This window comes from Thioclava sp. SK-1 (assembly GCF_001705665.1).
GTDB lineage: Bacteria > Pseudomonadota > Alphaproteobacteria > Rhodobacterales > Rhodobacteraceae > Thioclava.
Genome location: NZ_MDHA01000044.1, coordinates 339,020 through 361,739, shown reverse-complemented (window position 1 = coordinate 361,739; position 22,720 = coordinate 339,020). Strand labels below are relative to the sequence as shown.

The 22,720-nt window shown below is 57.8% G+C and carries 24 protein-coding genes; 12 read left to right on the top strand and 12 right to left on the bottom strand.

Annotated elements, in window-relative coordinates:
- Window positions 1-3: 3 nt before the first annotated feature.
- From BFP70_RS11660 to BFP70_RS11635, 6 genes are all read right to left on the bottom strand, one after another.
- Window positions 4-993 carry a BMP family protein gene (locus tag BFP70_RS11660; RefSeq protein ID WP_066011722.1) on the bottom strand — a complete coding sequence of 330 codons (990 nt, stop codon included), beginning with the start codon at window positions 991-993 and terminating at the stop codon, window positions 4-6.
- Window positions 994-1,149: 156 nt separating this feature from the next.
- Window positions 1,150-1,572: a ribosomal protein S18-alanine N-acetyltransferase gene (gene rimI, locus BFP70_RS11655; protein ID WP_066011721.1), complete on the bottom strand. Its 423-nt coding sequence runs from the start codon at window positions 1,570-1,572 to the stop codon at window positions 1,150-1,152.
- A 6-nt stretch (window positions 1,573-1,578) separates the two neighbouring features.
- Window positions 1,579-2,256 (bottom strand): tRNA (adenosine(37)-N6)-threonylcarbamoyltransferase complex dimerization subunit type 1 TsaB, encoded by a 678-nt coding sequence (gene tsaB / locus BFP70_RS11650; protein WP_066011720.1) that lies wholly within the window; start codon window positions 2,254-2,256, stop codon window positions 1,579-1,581.
- Window positions 2,246-2,809, bottom strand: a complete 564-nt coding sequence (locus tag BFP70_RS11645) for a NifU family protein (RefSeq protein ID WP_066011719.1) — start codon at window positions 2,807-2,809, stop codon at window positions 2,246-2,248. Before BFP70_RS11645 ends, tsaB begins: the two co-directional genes overlap by 11 nt.
- A 117-nt stretch (window positions 2,810-2,926) precedes the next feature.
- Window positions 2,927-3,382, bottom strand: a complete 456-nt coding sequence (locus BFP70_RS11640) for a universal stress protein (RefSeq protein ID WP_066011718.1) — start codon at window positions 3,380-3,382, stop codon at window positions 2,927-2,929.
- An 85-nt stretch (window positions 3,383-3,467) separates the two neighbouring features.
- Entirely contained in the window at window positions 3,468-4,334 is an 867-nt protein-coding gene (locus tag BFP70_RS11635; RefSeq protein WP_066011717.1) for a branched-chain amino acid aminotransferase, read from the bottom strand.
- A 273-nt stretch (window positions 4,335-4,607) separates the two neighbouring features.
- Here BFP70_RS11635 and BFP70_RS11630 point away from each other — a divergent pair, with 273 nt between their 5' ends.
- Genes BFP70_RS11630 through BFP70_RS11620 form a run of 3 tightly spaced genes read left to right on the top strand, consistent with a single transcriptional unit; the run spans window position 4,608 to window position 8,153 of the window.
- The gene (locus tag BFP70_RS11630; RefSeq protein ID WP_066011716.1) at window positions 4,608-5,519 is read left to right on the top strand and encodes an NAD(P)-dependent oxidoreductase; all 912 of its coding nucleotides are present in this window, start codon (window positions 4,608-4,610) and stop codon (window positions 5,517-5,519) included.
- Window positions 5,516-6,121, top strand: coding sequence for a sugar transferase (locus BFP70_RS11625; RefSeq protein WP_066011715.1), 606 nt, complete (start codon window positions 5,516-5,518; stop codon window positions 6,119-6,121). Before BFP70_RS11630 ends, BFP70_RS11625 begins: the two co-directional genes overlap by 4 nt.
- A 58-nt stretch (window positions 6,122-6,179) precedes the next feature.
- Complete coding sequence (locus tag BFP70_RS11620; RefSeq protein ID WP_066011714.1) at window positions 6,180-8,153, top strand: nucleoside-diphosphate sugar epimerase/dehydratase; 1,974 nt, start codon at window positions 6,180-6,182, stop codon at window positions 8,151-8,153.
- Window positions 8,154-8,164: 11 nt separating this feature from the next.
- Here BFP70_RS11620 and truA read toward each other — a convergent pair whose 3' ends face one another.
- Window positions 8,165-8,938: a tRNA pseudouridine(38-40) synthase TruA gene (gene truA, locus BFP70_RS11615; protein WP_066011713.1), complete on the bottom strand. Its 774-nt coding sequence runs from the start codon at window positions 8,936-8,938 to the stop codon at window positions 8,165-8,167.
- A gap of 50 nt (window positions 8,939-8,988) precedes the next feature.
- Entirely contained in the window at window positions 8,989-10,212 is a 1,224-nt protein-coding gene (locus tag BFP70_RS11610; RefSeq protein ID WP_083217468.1) for an MFS transporter, read from the bottom strand.
- A gap of 97 nt (window positions 10,213-10,309) precedes the next feature.
- On the opposite strand from BFP70_RS11610, the gene BFP70_RS11605 reads away from it, so the two are divergent.
- The 4 genes from BFP70_RS11605 (at window position 10,310) to BFP70_RS11590 (ending at window position 13,363) form a co-directional block, all read left to right on the top strand.
- Window positions 10,310-11,122 (top strand): helix-turn-helix domain-containing protein, encoded by an 813-nt coding sequence (locus tag BFP70_RS11605; protein WP_066011776.1) that lies wholly within the window; start codon window positions 10,310-10,312, stop codon window positions 11,120-11,122.
- A gap of 120 nt (window positions 11,123-11,242) precedes the next feature.
- A complete protein-coding gene (gene msrA, locus BFP70_RS11600) occupies window positions 11,243-11,878 on the top strand; it encodes a peptide-methionine (S)-S-oxide reductase MsrA (protein ID WP_066011712.1) in 636 nt (211 codons plus the stop codon).
- Window positions 11,879-12,053: 175 nt separating this feature from the next.
- Window positions 12,054-12,926 carry a 50S ribosomal protein L11 methyltransferase gene (locus BFP70_RS11595; RefSeq protein WP_066011711.1) on the top strand — a complete coding sequence of 291 codons (873 nt, stop codon included), beginning with the start codon at window positions 12,054-12,056 and terminating at the stop codon, window positions 12,924-12,926.
- A 71-nt stretch (window positions 12,927-12,997) separates the two neighbouring features.
- Window positions 12,998-13,363: a hypothetical protein gene (locus BFP70_RS11590; RefSeq protein WP_083217467.1), complete on the top strand. Its 366-nt coding sequence runs from the start codon at window positions 12,998-13,000 to the stop codon at window positions 13,361-13,363.
- A gap of 113 nt (window positions 13,364-13,476) precedes the next feature.
- On the opposite strand, the gene BFP70_RS11585 is transcribed toward BFP70_RS11590, so the two are convergent.
- Entirely contained in the window at window positions 13,477-13,665 is a 189-nt protein-coding gene (locus BFP70_RS11585; RefSeq protein WP_066011710.1) for a DUF1127 domain-containing protein, read from the bottom strand.
- A 289-nt stretch (window positions 13,666-13,954) separates the two neighbouring features.
- Here BFP70_RS11585 and ruvC point away from each other — a divergent pair, with 289 nt between their 5' ends.
- From ruvC to BFP70_RS11565, 4 genes are all read left to right on the top strand, one after another.
- Entirely contained in the window at window positions 13,955-14,509 is a 555-nt protein-coding gene (gene ruvC, locus BFP70_RS11580; protein ID WP_066011774.1) for a crossover junction endodeoxyribonuclease RuvC, read from the top strand.
- Complete coding sequence (ruvA, locus tag BFP70_RS11575; RefSeq protein ID WP_066011709.1) at window positions 14,506-15,180, top strand: Holliday junction branch migration protein RuvA; 675 nt, start codon at window positions 14,506-14,508, stop codon at window positions 15,178-15,180. The genes ruvC and ruvA overlap by 4 nt, the downstream gene beginning before the upstream one ends.
- Window positions 15,181-15,294: 114 nt before the next feature.
- A complete protein-coding gene (gene ruvB, locus BFP70_RS11570; RefSeq protein ID WP_066011708.1) occupies window positions 15,295-16,335 on the top strand; it encodes a Holliday junction branch migration DNA helicase RuvB in 1,041 nt (346 codons plus the stop codon).
- A 17-nt stretch (window positions 16,336-16,352) separates the two neighbouring features.
- A complete protein-coding gene (locus BFP70_RS11565) occupies window positions 16,353-16,760 on the top strand; it encodes a group III truncated hemoglobin (RefSeq protein ID WP_066011707.1) in 408 nt (135 codons plus the stop codon).
- Between the two features lies 1 nt (window position 16,761).
- Here the strand turns inward: BFP70_RS11565 and BFP70_RS11560 are convergent, their stop codons facing one another.
- The 3 genes from BFP70_RS11560 to phaZ form a co-directional block, all read right to left on the bottom strand.
- Window positions 16,762-17,778 carry a YcjF family protein gene (locus BFP70_RS11560; protein ID WP_066011706.1) on the bottom strand — a complete coding sequence of 339 codons (1,017 nt, stop codon included), beginning with the start codon at window positions 17,776-17,778 and terminating at the stop codon, window positions 16,762-16,764.
- Window positions 17,775-19,178 (bottom strand): YcjX family protein, encoded by a 1,404-nt coding sequence (locus tag BFP70_RS11555; RefSeq protein WP_255356686.1) that lies wholly within the window; start codon window positions 19,176-19,178, stop codon window positions 17,775-17,777. The genes BFP70_RS11560 and BFP70_RS11555 overlap by 4 nt, the downstream gene beginning before the upstream one ends.
- A 135-nt stretch (window positions 19,179-19,313) precedes the next feature.
- Window positions 19,314-20,660, bottom strand: a complete 1,347-nt coding sequence (phaZ, locus tag BFP70_RS11550; RefSeq protein ID WP_066011705.1) for a polyhydroxyalkanoate depolymerase — start codon at window positions 20,658-20,660, stop codon at window positions 19,314-19,316.
- Between the two features lie 144 nt (window positions 20,661-20,804).
- On the opposite strand from phaZ, the gene phaC reads away from it, so the two are divergent.
- The gene (phaC, locus tag BFP70_RS11545; RefSeq protein ID WP_066011704.1) at window positions 20,805-22,595 is read left to right on the top strand and encodes a class I poly(R)-hydroxyalkanoic acid synthase; all 1,791 of its coding nucleotides are present in this window, start codon (window positions 20,805-20,807) and stop codon (window positions 22,593-22,595) included.
- Window positions 22,596-22,720: the final 125 nt, after the last annotated feature.

The window sequence follows — 22,720 nt, the reverse complement described above, 5'->3', positions numbered from 1 at the left end:
GCGTTATTCAATCGGGCAGGAGTTATCCGACATGTAATCATGGACTTGGATCTCTCCAGACGCGATTTTCGCCGCAGCCTCATCCACGGGTGCAAGCATTTCCGCGCTGACCAGCTCGGCGTTGTTTTCGTCCATTGCATAGCCGACGCCCTTATCCGCCAGCCCCAGCACGACAAGCCCGGTTTCCGTATCCTCACCCGAGGTAAAGATATCAAACACCGCGTTGTCCACGCGCTTGGTCATCGAGGTCAGAACCTTGCCCGGATGCAAATAGTTCTGGTTGCTGTCAACGCCGATGGACAAGATGCCCTCATCGGCAGCAGCTTGCAAAATACCGATGCCGGTGCCGCCTGCCGCGGCATAGATGACATCTGCGCCCTGGCTGATCTGCGCCTTTGTCAGCTCGGCCCCTTTGACCGGGTCATTCCATGCGGCTGGGGTCGTGCCGGTCATGTTTTGAATGATTTTCGCATCAGGGTTTGCGGCTTTGACGCCTTGCGCATAGCCGCATGCAAATTTGCGGATCAGCGGGATATCCATGCCGCCGATAAAGCCGACCGTCCCGGTTTTCGAGGCCTCTGCCGCCATCATGCCCACCAGATAGGATCCTTGCTCTTCTTGGAACACGACCGAGCGCACGTTGGGCTGATCAACGACCATATCAATGATGGCAAATGTGGTGTCGGGATAATCGGCTGCGACCGAATTCAGGACATCGCCAAAGGCAAAGCCGGTCATCACGATTGGGTTCGCACCCGATTCGGCCAAGCGGCGCAGCGCCTGTTCACGCTGGGCTTCGGATTGCATTTCCAGCTCTTTGTAGCTGCCACCGGTTTCTTCGACCCAGCGTGCAGCACCGTTATAGGCGGCCTCATTAAAGCTTTTGTCGAATTTTCCTCCCAGATCATAGATCAATGCCGGGTCGGCCAAGGCTGCGCCTGCACTGATAGCAAGCGTGGCGGTCGCGCCAAGGAACTGTTTTAAAACTGTCATGGATCTCTCCCGGTCGATGTTTGTTCTGCCGTTAAGGCATGTTTTGGCGGGGGTAAATAGCCCGCAGACCCCGTGAATTAGGGCGGAACCTGACTGTTTGGTCAAGTCCGATTCCGCCCTGGTCGAAAACGACGTAGCGGGTCCTCTGGCAGATGGTCAGAAATAGGGCGTTATATCGCGCGCCATGATAAGCGCATCCTGACGCCTGCCATCGGGCCTGCGGTAATAGCCTTTGCGCCGGCCGGTTTCATGCCAGCCCGTTGCATCATACAGGGCAATGGCGGCAGCGTTATCCTCCACCACCTCAAGAAAAGCTGTCTGCGCGTCGCGTTCGGTGCTGACGGCCACGAATTGCGATATCAGCGCCCGGCCCGCGCCACGTCGCCGCGCAGTTGGATCCACAGCAATTGTGATCAGCTCGGCCTCGCCTGCCACGGCGCGACCCAGTGCAAACCCATCGGTATGAAAGACGATAAAGCTGAAGCGATCCGCCAATGTTGTGCGAAATTCGCCCGCTGACCACGGGCGCGGAACGGTGAAACATTGCGCATGAAGGGCCGCAAGCTGGTCTGGTGTCATCTTCGGTCAGTCCAAAATTAGCGGCGGCGGATCCGATGGGGGCGCAGCATCGGCCGCACGCACATAAAGCGGAGCTGGGCGATCTATGGGATCGCCAGCCTCGAATATGCGCAGGGCGATCCGCGTCAATCTGGGGGCAAGATCGGTGATTTCACGCGGTTGGGCTACAAGCCCCAGCGCCGCAGAAATGGTCTGTGCATCTTGGCCAATCACCCGTGTAGCCCCCATCACTGCCAGTCCCGTATCGGGGGCGGATGGGTCATGCATCATCGGTTTGCCGCGTGCGACGCCTTGATCGAACAGCTGCAAATAGGCCTGGCCTCGTGGTGCTGTCAGCGCCACCAGGGCGGGATCATCGCCCGCCCCATCGGCAATGACTTGAAATAATGAGACACCGATGGCGGGGATCCCCAGCGACAGCGCCAGTCCACGTGCCGCAGAGACGCCAATGCGGATCCCGGTGAAATTGCCCGGCCCGGTGCCAACGGCCACGGCGCTTAGGTCAGACCATGCGACACCGCCTTGTGCCAGGATCTGTTCCAGCAGGGGCATCAGATGCTCTGCCTGTCCGCGCTTCATTTCAACATAGTGGCTCGCAAGGGTTTGATTGCCCTGCACCAAAGCGGCCGCGCAATGCGCGGCCGATGTGTCAAAGCCCAAAACCAACGGCAAATTAGCTGGCAACGGGGCGAACCTCTGTCACCTCAGGAATGTAGTGGCGCAGCAGGTTTTCAATCCCCATTTTCAACGTCAGCGTCGAAGACGGGCAACCTGCACAGGCGCCTTGCATATGCAAATAGACGACGCCGCGATCAAACCCGTGGAAGGTGATGTCACCGCCATCTTGGGCGACAGCCGGGCGTACGCGCGTGTCCAGCAATTCCTTGATCTGGGTGACGATAGCACCGTCTTCGGCATCGCCGGTATGTTCTGCATGGCCAGAGGAGCCTTCGCCCTCAATCACCGGGGCGCCGGATTGGAAATGCTCCATGATGGCGCCTAAAATTGCGGGTTTGGCATGGTCCCAGTCGGTCGCGTCATCTTTGGTGACGGTGACGAAATCGCTGCCAAAAAACACACCGCTGACACCAGGAATGTCGAACAGGCGCTTGGCCAGTGGCGATTTCTGCCCGGCTTCGGCACTTGGGAAATCTGCGGTGCCCGCGTCAAGCACGGTCTGGCCCGGCAAGAACTTCAATGTTGCGGGGTTCGGCGTGGTTTCGGTCTGGATGAACATTTGCGCCTCCTTGGCTTCGGTTGCAGATATGCGCTTCCCGAGCCTTTGCGTCAAGATTTACGGGCAAAAAAGCCCGCATGGTCTAAGCGGTGGTTGGGGCGTCCAATTGGGCCCGGCTTAGGTGATTTGTTCCAATTTCTCTTTTGACATATCGCCGGGCACGATGGTCAAAGGGCAGGGCAATGAGCCCGCGCTTTTGGTCATCTGCGTTACAAGTGGCCCGGGGTTGTTGCCATCAGTCCCCGCGCCCAGCACCAAAATCCCGATATTTTCGTCTTCTTCGACCAGCTTCAAAATCTCGCGCACGGGTTCGCCCTCACGGATCACCAAAGTGGGGTTCACGCCCTGGCGGTCACGCATCCATTTCGCGAAAACCTCAAAATGCGCTTCGATCCGGTCGCGGGCCTCTTCGCGCATGATCTCGCCCACACCGATCCAATGTTGGTATTCCTCGGGCGGGATCACAGAGATGATCGTGACACCTGCCTTGGTGCGGGCTGCACGCATGGCTGCAAACCGCATAGCGTTCAGGCATTCTCGGGTGTCGTCAAGGACGACAAGGAACTTGCGCATGGTGCCTCGTTTGGTCGGCGGGCTGGGGGCCCAGATCGCGGCATCATCGCGTGCGATCGGGGCTTTGGCAAGCGCGGCTGAACAGTTACAGCACTTGGCTTGCGGCCCAGTCCATATACAGTTCGCGCACTTTCTGGGTTGCAGGGCCATAGCTATAGCGAACATCGTCAAATGCGCTTACGCCCTGCACTTTGGAAAAATTACCCGAAAGAAAGATTTCATCTGCGTTACGGAAATCGTCCAAGGTCAATACAGCCTCATGCACGATATAGCCCGCGTCGCGCAGGTTTTTCATATGGCGTTTGCGTGTCAGCCCGGACAAGAACGTGCCATTGGCGATCGGGGTGAAATATTCGCCATCCTTCACCATCCATACATTGGCCGTGGCAGTTTCTGCGACATTGCCCTGCGCATCTTGCACCAGCGCATTGCCAAAGCCTTTGCGCTGCGCCTCGACCAGCATCCGGGCGTTATTGGGATACAAACACCCTGCTTTGGCATTGCAAACATTATCGGCCAGAACGGGGCGGCGAAAGCTGGTTGTGGTCAATGTGGTCATCGCCTGCGCGTCGGGCATAGCCACCTCTTCCAATGAGATCGCAAACCCCGTGGCACCCAACGCGGGCGCCACGCCCAGATCAGAACCGTTCAGCGCCCAATACATCGGGCGGACATAGACCGCCGCACCTTTGGCATAGGCGCGCAGGCCCTCACGGGCGATGGCAGTGATATCTTCCCCCGAGTGGGTGGGGGTGATCATCAACGCCTCTGCCGAGCGGTTCAGCCGGGCGCAATGCGCGTCGAGATCCGGGGCCACGCCATCAAACAGCCGTGCGCCGTCAAACACGTTGGATCCCTGCCACAGCCCGTGATCGGCTGCGCGCATCACCATCACATCGCCATCATGCCAAGCGCCATCGAAATAGGTGCGAATATTCTTGCCGAATGCCATCGTCGTCTCTCCAAATTTGCGGCTGACCCAATCACTTGCGGACCAAACTGTCCAGAGTGCGTCTGGCATGGCTGTGTTGCAATCGCCGCAGGTTGCGTGCGCAGGCGCACAGCCCTGGCGGGGCGGCGAACTGTCGCGTGGCCGCATACGACGCCGGGCAAACAAAAGGAACTGTGACTTTCAGATCCTGACAACCGATGATAAGTCCTACAAAACCGTGTGTGTTTTGGGTCAGTCGCGCTGTCCCACCCGCCAAAGGAGCAAGCCGTTTACATGGGTATCGACGGGCCAGCCACTGATATGTTGCAGCCGTTTGGCAAAACGCAGGCTTTGCGGCTGTTGGTTATTGGCGGCACTGGGCGGCTTGGTCGGCTGATTGGGCCTGTGCTGCGCGCGCAGCCCGGTTTGGCCTGCGTATTTCAGGCCCGGGCAGAGCATCGCGGTGGCGATATCATCTTTGACCCCCTTGGCGATGCGGCTGCTTACGCGCATGCGGCTGGCGCGGCGGATGTGATCTTGAACCTTGCCGGGCCCGTCAGCTTTGTCAGGGGGGGCGATACGCAGGCGCAATGGGATCAGCATGTGGCACTGGCGCAGGCGGCGATTGCGGCCTCCAATGGCTGCCCGGTTGTGCAGGTTTCCTCTGCAGCGGTGTATGGTGATCCCGGACCGCAGTCTTGCGCCGAGGCGCAGCCACTTGCGCCGTTGTCGCCCTATGGGCAAGCGAAACAGGCGACAGAGAGTGCCGTGGCCGATCACGCCAATGTCACGGTGGTGCGTATCGGCAATGTGGCCGGTGCGGATGCGCTGTTGGCAGGCAGCAACGCGGCGGCCACCCTGCGCAAGTTACATGTGCTGCCCGATGGGCGTGGATTGCAACGCAGCTACATCGGGCCGCTGGCGCTTGCGCGGGCGCTTACGCGTTTGGTTCGGTTACTGGCGGCGGGGGCAGATGTGCCCAAAACCATCAATCTTGCGTTGCCCGGCGTCGTTGGCATGGATGATTTGTTGCGCGCCGCAGATATGGCCTTTACGCCCGAAACGGCCCCTGCGGGAACCATCGCGCAGGTCGATCTGGATGTTGGACGCGCGATTGACCTTGGGCTTGTGCCGGGCGCGCCTGCGCGTGCCGACGATATTATTGCGGATCTGCGTGCCGTAATTGAAATGGAGCCGCGCCCGTGACCTTGTCGAAACGCCTGTTTGATCTGACTCTGGCGCTGATCTTGTCGCCGATTTTGCTGACCTTGATGTTGGTCGTGCTGGTGACATTGATGTTCACCGAGGGCCGGCCCTATTTTTATGCGGCCGATCGGATGAGATCTCCGACACGCCGTTTCCGGCTGTGGAAGTTCCGCACCATGACCATTGATCACAGTGATCATGGTGTGACTGGTGGGAACAAAGCCGCAAGGATTACCCGCATCGGTCGGATTTTACGTAAAACGCGCGGGGATGAGCTGCCGCAGCTGTGGAACATCTTCAAAGGGGACCTTAGCTTTGTTGGTCCGCGCGCGCCTCTGCCCGATTATGTCGAACGCTTCCCGGAAATATATGGTCAGGTTTTGCAAAGCCGACCCGGGGCGACCGGCATCGCGTCGCTGTATTATCATCGCCATGAGGAATGGTTGCTGGCAAAGACCACCACCCCGGCCGAGACAGATGCCGTCTATTGTCAGGTTTGTATCCCTGCCAAGGCCAAGTTGGATCTGTTGTATCAACGTCACCAATCCGTATGTTTTGATCTGGTTTTGGTTGTGCGTACCATCAAGCGAGTGTTGAGTTGACGGTAGAAATTTCTTCGATTGATGGTTTGGACCTGAAAAGACGAACGGATAGACGACAATGATCCGCACCAACCGTAAATTGCCATCGCTTGCGCGGCGCCTGATCCGGCTGACACCGACGCATAAAATATGGATCCTGACATCTGTTCAGTGTTTGCTGGTGCCGGTGGCGTTTTGTTGTGCGCTGGCGTTGCAACAGGGCGCAAGCAATTGGACGGCGGCTTTTGAAAAGAACTGGGTCTATCTGCCGTTCTTGTTGCTTGTCGATGTGTCGCTGAATTACATGTTCGGGTTGAACCGGCTGAAGCTGAAGGATTTTGAAGGTGATGCGATTTTGCGCAGCCTTGTGGTGTCTTTGGGGTTGGGCCTGTGTTCCTATGCCTTATCCAAACTGTCGTCCGAGGGGCTGCGTGGAAATATCCATGTGGTATTTGCCCTTCTGCATTTCATTACCGGGCTTGTGACGCGGCGGACGCTTTTGGCAGTTTTGCAGCAAATCTATCGTAGCTCAAACGTGGTCAGTCGGATTGCGATCTATGGGGCCGGACGCACCGGAATGACGCTGGAGCGTGAATTGCGCAATCGTCCGGGGCTGATGGTTCATGCCTTTATCGACGACAACGCGGCTCTGGCAGGGGCCAATGTGAACGGCCTTCAGGTCTATGCCGGGGTGCATTCCAAAAAGTTGATCGACAAATATAAAATCAACCGCGTTATTTTGGCGATGCCATCGGTATCGGTTGACAAGCAGACTTATCTGATTGACCGGCTAACCAAGCTGGGGCTAGAGGTGCAAACCCTGCCTTCTTTTGCGCAGCTTTTGGGCGGAGATGCGTTGATGAGCAAGCTGATCCCGGCAGGTCCGGCAGCGTTGCTGCAGCGCGAGGCATTGGATGATCGTCTGGTCACGGGATGTTCGGCCTATCGTAACGCCAATATTTTAATCACTGGTGGCGGCGGCTCTATTGGATTGGAACTGTGCCGTCAGGTGCTGATCTGTCGCCCCAAGAAGTTGGTTTTGTTCGAACTGTCCGAATTGGCACTTTATAATGCCGAGGCCGAGATGCGGGTGCTGGCGGCGCAGATTGGCTGTGAAATCGTGCCTATTTTGGGTACGATTTGCGACAGTTTGCATATTCGCGACGTGTTGGACCGTCATCAGATCGACGTTGTCTTGCATGCCGCCGCCTATAAACATGTGCCTTTGGTCGAGGCCAACGCCCGTGTTGGTTTGGCTAATAATGCATTGGGGACGGCCGTCTTGGCGCGCGCGGCGCGCGACGCGCAGGTTAAGCGCTTTGTTTTGGTGTCTTCGGACAAGGCAGTGCGGCCCGGCAATTTGATGGGCGCGTCAAAGCGCCTGGCCGAACTGGTCGTGCAGGATTTGGCGGCGCGTTCGGGGCGCACAGTCTATTCGATCGTCCGTTTCGGCAATGTCATGGGCTCTTCCGGGTCGGTGATCCCGAAATTTCAGGAGCAAATTGAACGCGGCGGACCGGTTACGCTGACGGATAAGGACGTAACGCGCTATTTTATGACGATCCCGGAAGCCTCGCGTTTGGTGCTTGTGGCGGGTTCTTTGGGGGATGGCGGAGAGGTCTATGTGCTGGATATGGGCAAACCCATTCGGATCTATGACCTGGCACATCGGATGATCGAGGCAGCAGGTTATACCCTGCGCGATGAGGCCACCCCAGAGGGCGACATTCAGATCGTAACCACTGGCCTGCGCCCGGGCGAAAAACTGCATGAGGAATTGATGGTGCGCACCGGTGCGCAGACCACGGCCCATCCCAAGATCATCCGGGTGCGCGAAGATCATCTATCGGAACTGGAAACCGCGGCCATGCTGCGTGACTTGCGCGAAGCGGTGGAAGAAGGCGATGAAAACGCTGCGATTTCCATCGTGGTGAAGGCTGTGCGTGAATATGATCCGCAAAGCCTGCCCGATACAGCGCCACAGCTGGTCGCCGCCCGCGCACGTGAACAGGCGGATCTAACGGGCCGTGAGGGGAAACCGACAACGCGTTAAACCCGTGGGCATCACGTTTCGCGAAACGGATCGTCGGGGTAACCTACACCGTTCAGATACAAGCCCTGCGGTGGGCAGACCGGGCCACAGGCCGCACGGTCGCGCGCCTGCAAGGCAAGCGCCACACGGTCGGGTGCCCAGGATCCGGCGCCGACCCGCTCTAATGTGCCGACGATAGAGCGGACTTGATTGTGCAAGAAGCTGCGCGCTCGCAGATAGAATCGGAATTCTTGCCCATGCGGAATGTCGCTACAGTCAATCTGAATATCGTCAATGGATTTCAACGGTGATTTCGCCTGACAGATAGAGCTGCGAAAGGTCGTGAAATCATGATGGCCCACCAGATGCTGTGCGCCTTGGCGCATCGCGTCGATGTCCAGTGGGTTGGTAACGCGCCAGACCTGCCCTTTGCCATGCGTCATTGGGGCGCGGCGTTGCACCAACCGAAACAGGTAGCGCCGCTCAATGGCGGAAAAACGCGCGTGAAAATCATCATCCACCCGGGCGGCGGCCAAAATTGCTACAGGGGCGGGTTTCAGATGAAAGTTCAGCGCCTCTGACAGACGAAAGGCGTCCCAGTCTTTTTCCAGATCAACCGTCGCGACCTGCGCCGTGGCGTGAACGCCTGCATCTGTGCGTCCGGCTGCGGCGATCGTATGGTCGCGTGGTTCCAGTTTCGCCAAGGCGGTTTCAATCGCGCCCTGGACCGAGGGCTGATCAGCCTGTCGTTGCCACCCTGCAAAGGGTGCACCATCGTATTCAATTTTCAAAGCATATCTGGGCATGTTTTGGCCATAGCCTTGCGCGTGGATCTGCGCAAGGCTCTGTTATCAGGTTACGACAGCTCATGCCGCCTGGGCAGGAATATGGTCAATAGTCCCAGGATCGGAAGAAAGGCACAGATGCTAAACACGGTTTCAATGCTAGTGGCATCGGCAACAACGCCCAATGCAGCGGCGGCGATGCCGGCCACACCAAAGGCCACGCCAAAAAACAGCCCCGCAACCATGCCGACCCGGCCCGGCATCAGCTCTTGTCCAAAGACCACAATTGCTGGGAAGGCAGAGGCCAGCGTGATGCCGATGATCACGCTAAGCGTGCCGGTCCAAAACAGATTGGCATAAGGCAGGATCAGGGTGAATGGCAAAACCCCAAGGATTGAGACCCAGATAACGGTGCGTCGTCCAATCCGATCCCCAACAGGTCCACCAATCACCGTGCCGACGGCCACCGCGGCCAAGAAAAAGAACAGCATTTTTTGCGCCTGCGGTGTGGACAGACCAAAACGGTCGATCAGGAAAAACGTATAGTAGCTGGTCATCGACGCCATATAAACATGTTTAGAAAAGATCAGCAGCAACAACACGGTGACGGCTGTGATCACCCGGTTGCGCGGCAATCTCTTGGGGTTGGTGGTGGCTTTGCGCTTGGCCGCGGCCAGACGTTCACGGATGTGCCAGCGGCTGACATTGACCAAAATCACCATGCCTATCAAAGCTGCAAGCGCGAACCACGCGACAGAGCCGCGGCCGAAGGGCACAACGATAAAGGCCGCCAACAATGGACCGGCGGCGGTGCCAAAATTGCCGCCAACTTGAAAGACGGATTGCGCCGTGCCGAACCGCCCGCCTGAGGCTGCGCGCGTCACGCGCGAGGCTTCGGGGTGAAACACCGATGATCCGATTCCGATCAGCCCGGCACCGCATAGCAGCATGCCATAGCTTGGCGCGCTCGCGAGTAAACCAAGGCCGCACAGTGTCGCAAACATACCGATAGGCAGCGACCATGCAAAGGGGTGGCGATCTGTCACGATGCCCACAACCGGTTGCAACAGCGATGCGGTCAGCTGAAAGAAAAAGGTCAACAGGCCGATTTGCCAAAAGCTAAGGGCAAACTCCGCCTTAAGCATTGGATAAATCGCTGCCAGCAAGGATTGCATCAGGTCATTCAAGAAGTGACAGCCACTGATCGCTGCCAGTATCACATAGGCGGTCTTGGCTGTATCGTCTTGGGCTATAGGTGTCTTACCTTGGGCCGTGGGTGTCGTGGCATCGACCATCTGGCTGTCTCCTTTTTTGCCCTCAATACGGGGATTGAGGGCGGCGATCTTTCGTGATTTAGTCAAGCTCTTTCGCGATTGGGCCAAAATGCAACCTATGTCTTCCGGCGCTTTGGTGTCGCTTGCCAATCGTATCGCCTTGGTTGAACAATCAGCGGCGGCGGTGATCAGCCTGGCGTCGGATTATCCCGAAGGCACCTGGGTCGCGCCGCATTCCCATCCGCGCGATCAGCTGCTGCATGCTTTGTCAGGTGTGGTGGATGTGTCGACGGAACAGGGAAATTGGCGTGTGCCCCCTGAAACGGCACTATGGATACCGGCGGGCTGTGTGCACGCGGTAGAGATGCTGGGGCCAGTTCGGATGCGCTCGGTCTACGTCAAAGCCGGACATGTCACGCCGGCGACGGGATTGAGGACGCCGCAGGTGCCGCGCGTGGTGTCGATGTCGCCTTTGGCGCGTGCGCTGGTGCTAGAGACCATCGGCATCGGCAATCGCGATTGCCTGGACCGGCGTGAACAATTGGTGCTGGATTTGCTGCTGCATGAAATTCCGCGGCTGCCAGAGCAGCCATTGGCGCTGCCCTTGCCGCGCGACCCTCGGCTGTTACGCCTGTGTCAGGCGTTCATCGCAGATCCCTGTGCGCAGGTATCGCTGGATGGCTGGGCCGCGCAGGCCGCCATGAGCCGGCGCAGCCTGTCACGCCATTTTCGTCAGGAAACCGGGCTGACCTTGGATCGGTGGCGGCAGCAGGCCTGTGTGATGGCGGCGCTGCCGCGTTTGGTGCGCGGGGATCCGATCACGCAGATCGCGCTTGATTTGGGATATGACAGCCCGGCGGCCTTTACGACGATGTTTCGCCGCCTGTTGGGCGTGGGGCCGCGGGCCTATGCGCAATCAGGGGCAACCTGATCTAGGCGCGGCGCAGTAAGAGGGATCTGGCCGACGGCCAAAATTGGCCTAACCCTTTTGCCAATCGCCTCTGGAAACGGATCTTCGCGCACCCTATCTTTCGCGCAGGAGGATTTGCCTATGAAAATGACACGTCTGCCATCCGCGGCTGAGGCTCTGCCTGGCCGCGAGGTTCCGATGCCGGTGCGTGCACCGCATTTCCTGTTTCAACGCGATCTTCATGCGCCGGTCCCCAAAGGGATGGCGCAGGCCATGTTTGGGATGGGGTGTTTTTGGGGTGTGGAGCGGATTTTTTGGACCCTGCCTGGGGTATGGCTGACCATGGTTGGCTATGCCGGTGGACATACGCAAAATCCTGATTACCGCGAGGTTTGCTCGGGCATGACGGGCCATAATGAGGTGGTGCGGCTGATCTATGATCCCGAGGTCATCAGTTATGAACAGCTGCTACAGGTGTTTTGGGAAAACCACGACCCGACGCAGGGCATGGCGCAGGGAAATGACCGCGGCACGCAATACCGGTCCGGCATCTACACATATTCCGCCGCGCAGACACATGCGGCAGAGACCAGCCGGACCGCCTATGCTGCGCTGTTGGTGCAGGCCGGGCATAAGGCGATTACGACCGAGATCCGGCGGGCTCCGGATTTTTATTTTGCCGAAGAATACCACCAACAATATTTGGCCAAAGAGCCCAACGGATATTGCGGTATCGGGGGGACGGGGGTGTCCTGCCCCATCGGGTTAATGGCATAGTCCAAAACCGGGACCGACGCGCCATCCCGATACGCGCTAGGGCCAGGCAAGGGCGGCGCGCGGCGGCATTGAGCCCCCGCGAGCCGCGTCGGGACCATTGTCATGGTCCCTCCCGCCCTTGACCTGACGTGGTTTGCAGGCCAAAGCGGGGGCGGATCTGTTTAGGGAGACCGCGATGACCACCAGCTTTACTGCGTTCACAACGCTTGATGACGCCGCCACAGCCGAAGCGCTGGAAGCCCGTGTTGCGGATTTGGACCCGGCCCCCTACGGCACCGGCGTTTTTGAAATCGAAGATGGCTCGGGCCGGTATGAGCTGGGCGCGTATTTCACCCAAGCCCCCGATGCGATCGCACTGGCGCTGCTGGCGATGGTGCATGGTGCGCCTGACTTCACGATTTCCGAGCTGCCCGAGACAGATTGGGTGGCCCATGTGCGCCGCGAGCTTGCGCCCGTGGATGCGGGTCGCTTCTTTGTCTATGGCAGCCATGATGCGGATAAATTGCCCGCCGACCGCATTGCGCTGAAAATTGATGCTGCAATGGCTTTTGGCACCGGGCATCACGGCACCACTTTGGGCTGCCTGAAGGCGCTGGATCAGCTGGAACGCGATGGGCTGGTGGCGAAGAATGTCGTGGATATTGGCTGTGGTACGGCTGTATTGGCGATGGCTGCCGCCAAGCTGTGGCCCGATGCCGTTCTTGCGTCAGATATTGATCCAGTTGCGGTGGAGACCGCGCAGGCCAATGTGCGCAGCAATGATTTGGACGGTCGGGTGATATGTTTGCAAGCAGCCGGGTTTGACCATGACACCTTGCGATCGGCCGCGCCGTTCGATTTGGTCTTTGCCAACATCTTAAAGGCCCCGTTGATCGCATTGGCCCCGGATATGCGACAATACTGCGGCGAATCAGCATATGTAATTCTGTCGGGAATCCTGCATGAACAGGCCGATGATGTTATCGCCGCTTATAAAAATAACGGTTTTTGTCTTCGTATGCGAAACGAACACGGCGATTGGACGACATTGGTTCTACAGCATAGTTAACGCAACGTTAAGTGATTGGCTTTTCGTTTAGATTTCAGTCATAGTGATCTTGCCCGGAATGAGGCAATTTCATGACTCGGATCTTTAACATGCCCGGAACACATCAGACTGATTTTGAACGCCGCCTGGCGCGCATTGATCAAATTCACAAAGCAGGTGGCGCGTTTGAAGCCACCGGCGCTTTGGGCCGTGCGTATTTTGACAGCCATCGGGTGAAAACGCGTAGGTCGATCCCGTGGCGCGGGATTGCGGCGCTTTTGGCGGGGATGCTGTTGTTCAAGGCCACGATGCTGGCGCAGATCGGGGGCGAGGCCTATGCCGCGCGCGTTGATCTGTTACGCGATGGCACGATGTTGGAACAGCTTGGTGCTTGGGTGCTGCATGCGGATACCGCGACGCGTTTTGCGGCCGAATATATCCGGCCTTTGCTGTATTAGACACGCTTTAGATTGCGCGGCAGGGGCGGCGCCAAGGCATAGAAAAAGGGCCGTGCAGTTCAAGCTGCACGGCCCTTTTAAGTGTTGAAGGGTGCTGGGCCCCGCATGATGCATCAGCGAACCTGGGCAATATCAAAGCGGGTCAGGCCGATATCATCCAGCTCACGGTCGGACAGTTTGTCCAGTGCGCGGCGGGTCATGCGGGCATCATTCCATGCCAAGATGGCTTGAAACGCTTGAGCGAACAGGCCTGTGGCTGCGCCAGAGCGAAGTTCGATACGGTTTGTGGTTTGGACGGACATTTAAGAAATCTCGTTTTCAATATGCTGATAGGGTGGGCGGTGGCTGCCCTTATCCGCTCATATAATGGGCTATTTACGAAAACAACGCGCATGTTGTCAGGCCTGCCATGCGGTTTTTGCATGCCCTGCACGCCTGTCGGTATGCAGCATCAAACCTGCACACCATAGCCGGGTTTTCGCCGCCCCCAGGGGGAGTGAGGCCGGCGTGGGACAGTTCTGGCTTCCCGATGTTCTCTTTTCGTGCTACTTGATGGAAAAGTAATGAATAATGAGCATCAAGGGGCGCACCATGCGGGTGATCGGAATCGATCCGGGGCTAAGGAATCTTGGCTGGGGTGTGATCGACATGGAGGGCTCGAAGCTGCGCCATGTTGCCAATGGGACGCTGCATTCCGCTGGTGATGCCTTGGCCAATCGGCTTGCAGTGCTGTATCGTGATTTAACGGCAGTGTTTGATAGCTATGTGCCAGAGGCCGCCGGAGTTGAGCAGACCTTTGTCAATAAGGACGCGGTCGCGACGTTGAAATTGGGTCAGGCGCGCGGCGTCGCCTTGCTGGTGCCCGCGCTTGCGGGGCTGGAGGTTGGGGAATACGCGCCAAATGCTGTCAAAAAAACCGTGGTTGGCGTGGGACATGCAGATAAAAAACAGGTGCAGCATATGGTGGCGCATCAATTGCCGGGTGTAAAATTCGACAGTGCGGATTCGGCAGATGCCTTGGCCATTGCGATTTGCCACGCCTTGCATCTGCAATCCGCGCGGCGCATTGGGGCGGCGCAGCTGTCACGCACGATGGTGACATTGAGCGACCGGGGACAGGCGCGGATCAAAAGGACACCGGTATGATCGGCAGGCTTTCAGGTATTATTGCCCACCGGGGCTTGGATCAGGTGATGATCGATGTGCGCGGTGTGGGCTATATCGTCCATGTCAGCACGCGGACGGCGCAGTCATTGCCACCCGTGGGGGAGGCCTGTGCGCTGTATACCGATCTGCTGGTGCGCGAAGATTTGTTACAGCTGTTCGGGTTTTCCAGCCTGTTGGAAAAGGAATGGCATGGGCTTTTGACATCGGTTCAAGGGATTGGCGCGAAAGCGTCGCTTGCGGTGCTGGGGCAATTGGGACCAGAGGCATTGGGCCGTGCGATTGCGCTTGGCGATTGGGCTGCGGTAAAGGCGGCGCCCGGTGTGGGGCCGAAATTGGCGCAACGTGTGGTTAATGAGCTGAAGGACAAAGCGCCGACGGTGATGGCGCTTGGCGCAACATTAAGCGTGGATGCGGCTCCGGCGCCGGAGCTAATCGAACCCGCGGTAAGGTCGCGTGGGCGCGCGGGGGCAACCCCGATGGCGGCCCCAAAGGTAAATTACCAAGCAGAGGCATTGTCTGCGCTGACGAATTTGGGCTATGCGCCGTCAGAGGCGGCTTCGGCTGTGGCGCAGGCGGCAGAGGCACCGGAGGCCACCGATACCGCCAAGTTGATCCGTTTGGCACTGCGGCAGTTGGCGCCGAAAGATTGATATGTGGTGGATTAATACCGGGGGAGCGCGGCATGGGGGCATCGAACCCCCATCCCACGCGGGGGGCTGTCGCCCCCCACGCCAAACCCGACCGACAGCGAGGCAGATGAAGCGATGACCGACCCGGACCCGACATTGCGCCCAGATCGTTTGCCCGATGATGCGGATCGTGCGCTTCGGCCACAGGTCTTGGAGGAATTCGTTGGTCAGGCTGAGGCGCGGGCAAATCTGCGTGTATTCATCGAATCCGCCAAAATGCGCGGACAGGCGATGGACCATACACTGTTTCATGGCCCACCCGGTCTGGGGAAAACCACTTTGGCGCAGATCATGGCCCGTGAACTGGGGGTGAATTTCAAGATGACCTCTGGCCCGGTTCTGGCCAAAGCCGGTGATCTTGCCGCGATTTTGACCAACCTGGAAAATCGCGACGTGCTGTTCATCGACGAGATTCACCGGATGAACCCGGCGGTGGAAGAGGTGTTATATCCGGCCATGGAGGATTTCGAGCTGGATCTTGTGATCGGGGAGGGGCCTGCTGCACGCACGGTGCGCATTGAATTGCAGCCCTTTACCCTGGTAGGGGCGACGACGCGGTTGGGATTGTTGACCACGCCGCTGCGTGACCGGTTCGGTATTCCGACGCGGTTGCAATTCTATACCGAAGATGAACTGGATTTGATCGTTGCGCGTGGGGCGCGGCTGCTGGGTATTCCTGCCCATCCCGAAGGCACGCGCGAAATCGCCAAACGCGCACGCGGCACGCCGCGGATTGCCGGACGATTGCTGCGCCGGGTTGTGGATTTCGCTCTTGTCGAAGGCGATGGAACCTTGTCCCGCAGCATTGCCGACAGCGCCTTAACGCGGCTGGGTGTCGACAGCCTTGGTTTGGACGGTGCGGATCGGCGCTATATGATGTTGATGGCGGAACATTACGGCGGCGGTCCCGTCGGGATTGAAACGCTTTCCGCTGCGCTGTCGGAAAGCCGGGATGCGTTAGAAGAAGTGATCGAACCCTATTTGCTGCAACAGGGGCTGGTGCAGCGCACGCCTCGCGGGCGTATGTTGGGCGCGCGGGCCTGGCGCCATCTGGGCATAGAAGCCCTACGACCGGAGCCGCCTGTCGCCACCCCGCAATCCGATCTGTTTACATAACCCACTGAAAGATCAAGATGACCGAACCGCTTGCCCGTTTTGAGATAACATCCGCCCAGATCGAGCATGTTGTAGGCGCATTTTACACGCGCGTGCGGGCGCATCATCTGCTGGGGCCTGTTTTTGCAACTCATGTCACAGATTGGGCAGAGCATGAGGCGAAGATTGCGCGATTTTGGAAAGGCGCGATCTTGCATCAACCGGGGTATGAGGGATCACCGATGATGGCACATCGCCGGGCAGGCAACGTATTTGCAGGACATTTCCCTGTGTGGTTGGGCCTGTTTGATGACACGTTGCGGCGTGAATTGGACCCGCTGGCCGCTGCGGGCTGGTCCGCCCTGGCGCATCGTATCGGGGCGGGGCTGCGCATGGGGGTTGCGGATGTCGGCAAGGCACCGGCTGATGCACCTGTCTTGCGCTAGATTAACTGTCCTTCGTCCCCGCCTGGTTGCGACCAAATAGGCCGGTCAGACTGCGGCCGATGATATTGGTCACTTTCGGCTTGGGCAAGGCACGGAAAGGCATCGGTCGGCAGACCTCCATCGCGGCAATGCCCACGCGTGCGGTCAGCGCGCCATTGACCACCCCTTCGCCAAAACGGCGAGACAGTTTGGCGGCCAAATGCCCGCCCGCCACCGTCTCTATCAGGTCATCGCCTGCGGCCACCGCGCCCGTGGCGACCAGATGCGTCATCACTGCGCGGGCCAGCCGTATGGCCCCCAAACTGCCTGCGCGCCCGCCATAAATCTCGGCAATGCGTCGGATCATTCGAATATTGGCGATCAACGCAGTGGCCACATCCACCAATGCCAGTGGCACCAGCGCTGTTGTCGCCGCGACCGAGCGGCTTGCTGCCTCAATCTCAAGGCGGGCGGCGCTGTCAAGCGGGCGCATCAATTCGGTTTCTGCCAGATCAACCAATGTATCACTGTCGATTACCTCTGGCCCGCGTTCGGCCAACCGCTTGCGCGACCATGACATTTCGGCCCTTGCAGCATAGAGGGCTGACAGTTTCGTAACTGTTTTGCGGGTTCGGGTGACGTCATGTGTCCCTGTCAAAGATGAGACTTCGCGGTGTAATACATCCAAGCGTTTCATCCGCGAGAATGCGGCGATTTCGCGCAATGCAATGATCAACGCAGCGATCACCACGCAGGCAAGCAGCCCGGCCCCGATCCAGCCAAGGATGGGGTTTGACGCAAAAAGCCCCTCGACAAAGCGCCAAGCGGCCAACGAGGCCATAAACCCCAAAAGTGCGAGGATCGAACGCCACAGGAGCTTTGCAACCAATGATGGTGGACGTGCACCCAAGCGCGCGGCGATTTGCATAGCACGGCCGTGCAATTGGTCTTGGGTCGCGTCGGGCAAATCCTTAATGGGTTCTGCCTGTGCGGGATTTTCGGCAGCCTCGTCCAGTTCGATCATCACCGGGCGTTTCATAGCTTATCTCCGATCAAAAATTGCGCGGCACGGTCCAGCCGGATATGGGGCGGCCCATCCCCGGGGCGTAATGTTACAGGGGCCGGTGCAAACCCCATGATGGCATAGGCGTCATTCAGCCATTTCTGCGCGCCTTGGCGGGCAGGTGATAGCAATTGCCCTGGATCATCGGGCAGGGCGCCTGGATACATCGCGACATTGCGTCCATCGGGCAACCGCCCCCGCACAGCAGGCAAAGTGCCACCATCTTGTTCGATCATCGCCTCGGTTGTGGTGCGCAGCGATGCCAATGCAAGAGCCTGCGTTTGCGCACCGGAAAAATCGGCACGGTCTTTGGCATCACGTAAAAGAGCAGTGGTGATCGCGGTTAATTTGCCATGATCGATCGAATGCAGATGATCGGCCTTGGTCGCTGCGAATAAGATTTTTTCGACCCGCTGTGCGCCCATCAGGCTGGTCAGCCAGCTGGCACGCCCGGGGCGAAAGGCCTGCAATACCTCTGCCATCGCGCGGCGCAGGTCTTCCAGCGCAGCAGGGCCTGCATGGATTGCGCCCAACACATCGGCCAGCACTACTTGGCGGTCGATTTTTGAGAAGTGATCGCGGAAGAAGGGTTTGACGACCTCCCTTTTGTAGGCATCGTAACGGCGTTCCATTTCATGCGCCAAGCTGGTGCGGGGGGTGTCCGTCGCCGGAAGGGGGGCAAATGTCAGCACGGGGGAGCCCTCTAGCTCCCCAGGCAACAAAAACCGACCCGGGGAGCAATCGGAAAAACCGGCCTCTTTCGCAGATTTCAGATGTGACGTGAACTGAAAGGCCAAAGCTTTGGCTGTTGGCTCTGAGAAATCCGCTGCGGGGTCGACTGTTGTCAAAAGCTGCAAATATTCGGTGCCTTGCGGGCGATGTTCTAGCCGCATGAGCACACCATCTGACCATTGGCGATAGGATTTGTCTATCAAAGACAAATCCAAAAGCCATTCGCCGGGATAGTCGAAAATATCCACATGCAATGTGCGCGGCCCGCGCATGCCCGATAGTAGCCCGCGCGGCGCAATGCGAAAGCTTAACCGCAGTTCCGATGTGGCGCGTGTCCCTTCAGGCCAGAAAGGTTCTGGCCCGGTCAATGCCGCCAAATGCGATTCGTAATCAAACCGGGGCACCGTGTCATCGGGCTGGGGCTGCAAGAATGCCGCCTGTACATCGCCCGCGCCCGTCAGTGCCTGCATCCGCCCCCGGTCCAGAAGATTGGCCACCAAAGAGGTGATGAACACGGTTTTACCTGCACGCGACAGGCCGGTGACGCCAATGCGCAGAACGGGTTCAAACATCGCCCCTGAAAGCTGGTCGCCAAGTCCCGCAATGCCGCGCGTTACGCCATCTGTCAGATCGGAAAATCCCACCACATTCTATCCTTATATCTTCATAGGTTAGATAGGTGTGCAGTCGCCGCGATTCAATTCCACGCAGAGATCAATAAAAACCGCCACCCCCGGAGTAGGGGCGGCGGCAGGCGCGTGTCGGGCTTGGGTTCAAACTCAAACGCCGGTAGGGCCGGATGTATCGGTTCCGGTGGCCTTCTTGGCGACAGGGGCGCGGCGGCGCATCGGCGTGACCGTGCTATCGCCGGCGATTTCTTCGTCCTTGGGGCCATCGGCATGTTCGTCAATGAATTCCAGCACAAGCGGGCGGATATTGTTCCGCCATGACCCGCCCGCAAAGATGCCGTAATGGCCTGCGCCGGGCTCCAAGTGCTGTGCTTTCATCGCATCTGGAACGCCCGTGCACAGATCAAGCGCGGCAACACATTGGCCCGGCGCAGAGATATCGTCATTCTCGCCTTCGACCGTTTTCACCGCGACCGAGGTGATTTTGCCCAGGTCAACCGGCTTTCCCTTAATGGTGAATTTGTTCTGCGCGATCTCCAGCCCCTTAAAGATCCGCTCCACCGTCGACAGATAGAACTCAGCGGTCATATCCATAACGGCCAGATATTCATCATAGAATTTATTGTGCTTATCGACATCAGGGACGTTGTCGGACTGTGCATCGCTCATGATTTTGTCATGGAAGGCTTGCGAATGCTTCTCAGAGTTCATTGAGATGAACGAGGCCAGCTGCATCAGCCCGGGATACACCAGACGACCAACGCCGTTATATTTGAAGCCAACGCGCTGAATCACCATCTGCTCCAACTGGCCCATCGTGATGCGGCGACCAAAATCGGTCACATCGGTGGCGGCGGCATCGGGGTCAATCGGTCCGCCGATCAGGGTCAGGGTGCGCGGCTGCGCATCAGGATCCTCTTCGGCCAGATAGGCCGTCGCCGCCAAGGCCAGCGGTGCGGGCTGACATACGGCGATCACATTGATATCTGATCCCAATTCCCGCATGAAATCGGCCAGATACAGCGTGTAATCTTCCACGTCGAATTTGCCAACACTGACGGGGATGTCGCGCGCATTGTGCCAATCGGTGATATAGACCTCGGCATCGGGAAGCAGGGAGGCCACAGTGGACCGCAGCAAGGTCGCGTAATGGCCTGACATTGGGGCCACTACCAACACGCGCCGCGGCATTGGCCCACGGCCTTGCACGTCAAAATGGATCAAAGAACCAAATGGCCGGTCCACGATGGTCTTGATTTGCACCAGATGATCGCGGCCATCCGTGCCAGTGATCGAAGGGATGTTCCACTCTGGCTTGACAACCATACGCGAAAAGCTGCGCTCGGTGACGGCGCCCCATGCTTCGATCACACGAAACATTGGGTTGGGTGATAGGCCCCAGACTGGGTAAGATGCCATGGCCCGAGCAGACGCCCCAAGCCATTCGTTGGTGTTCCTGATTGATTCCATCAGGTCGTAGCTCGACATGGCTTTCATCTACGTTACTCCTTCAAACCGCCCGCCTTGATAACATTCTTTATCAGACGTCGGTGAAAAACTCCTCAAGCTTTTGCGAACGAACTTGTTTGCTGCGCAAAGCCGGGTCTATCCTACTAAAAACAATAGGAGGACCACTACCTTATGACAACCGGGGAGGAAGAGGTTTCTGCTGCATCGCAGAAAATGCAGCGAAATTTGGAAAAAATCGAAGCTTTGACGCAACGCATGGTTGATGCAATGACGCGAAAACGTGCGCCAAACCTTGCGTTGGAAGGGCCTGGGCCTGATTTATACATGTCCACCGCGAATGCCTATATGCGGGAACTGGCCGATAAGCCGTCTCATATCTTCGAATCTCAGGTGAAATACTGGGGCGAGGCGATCACTCATTACATGGAAGCCTCACATACGTTGGCGACAGAGGGTCTGAAGGTGCCCGAGGACACCGGGCCAAAAGACAGGCGTTTCACCAACCCGTTGTGGGACACGCACCCCTATTTTAATTTCGTTAAACAGCAGTATATGATCGCGTCGAAGGCGCTTGACGACGCGTCCAAAGGATTGCCGGGGCTGACGCAGAAAGATCAGCAACGGGTTGATTTTTTCACCCATCAGTTGATCGATATGATGGCGCCTACGAACTTTCTGGCGACCAATCCGGATGCGCTGGAACGGGCCGTCGTGACCGAAGGGGAGAGCCTTGTCCAAGGCCTTGAAAACCTTGTTCGGGACATGGAGCAAAATGATGGTGATCTGCTGGTAACGCTGGCCGATCGCACAGCCTTTGACGTTGGCACAAATTTGGGCGCATCAGAGGGGGCGGTGGTTTACCGCACCCGCATGTTTGAACTGATCCAATATGCGCCGCTGACAGAACAGGTGCACCGCACCCCGTTGTTGATCTTCCCGCCATGGATTAACAAGTTCTATATCCTTGATATGAAAGCACAAAGCAGCTTTATCAAATTTGCCGTAGAGCAGGGGTTCACGGTGTTTGTGGTCAGCTGGAAGAACCCCGATGCCACATTTGCAGATGTTGGGTTTGAAGATTATCTGGAAAGCTATCTGGATGCGATGACGCAGGTAAAGGCGATCACCAAAGTCGCTAAGATCAATGTCATCGGTTATTGTATCGCCGGCACCACGCTAAGCCTTGCGCTGGCGCTGATGAACAAGCGCAAGGACACATCGGTCAATTGCGCGACCTTCTTCACCACTTTGACCAACTTCTCCGAACAAGGAGAGTTCATCCCCTTCTTACAAGATGATTTCGTCGATGGGTTGGAACGGCAATGTGAGCGCGATGGCGTGTTGTCGAGCTATTTCATGAGCCGGACATTTAGCTTCCTACGCTCCAATGATCTGATCTGGAAACCCGCCATTCGTAGCTACATGATGGGGGAGGCGCCGCCGGCCTTTGATCTGCTGTATTGGAATGGCGATGCCACAAACCTGCCAGGCAAGATGGCGATGCAATATTTGCGTGGGCTGTGCCAGGAGAATCACTTTGCCGAAGATGGCTATGAGATTCTGGGCGAGGTACTGAAACTGTCGGATGTAAAAGTGCCGCTTATGGCTGTGGCCTGCGAAACCGACCATATCGCGCCGTGGATCACGTCCTTCTCCGGGATCGCGAAAATGGGATCGAAGGACAAAACCTTTATCCTGTCCGAATCGGGGCATATCGCGGGGATCGTGAACCCACCGTCGAAGAAGAAATACGGTCACTATACATCACCGGCACCGCTGGAAGATGCTAAGGATTGGAAATCAAAAGCAGAATTTCATGACGGCAGCTGGTGGCCGCGTTGGCAGGAATGGCTTGCCTCGCAATCTGGGCGCATGGTTGCAGCGCGCGAACCCGGCGGGCCGGACCATCCGGTGCTTGCCGAGGCTCCGGGGATCTACGTAAAGGAGATCGTCAAGATATAATTCGCTAATAGGTTGTAAAATTTCTGCGACGCAGCAAGAAAGGACTTGATTTGCTGCGTCGCAGCATTTATATCTGTATTCAAGCGAACGGGGTCCCGCAACCGAACATCCAGGACCTCAATGAT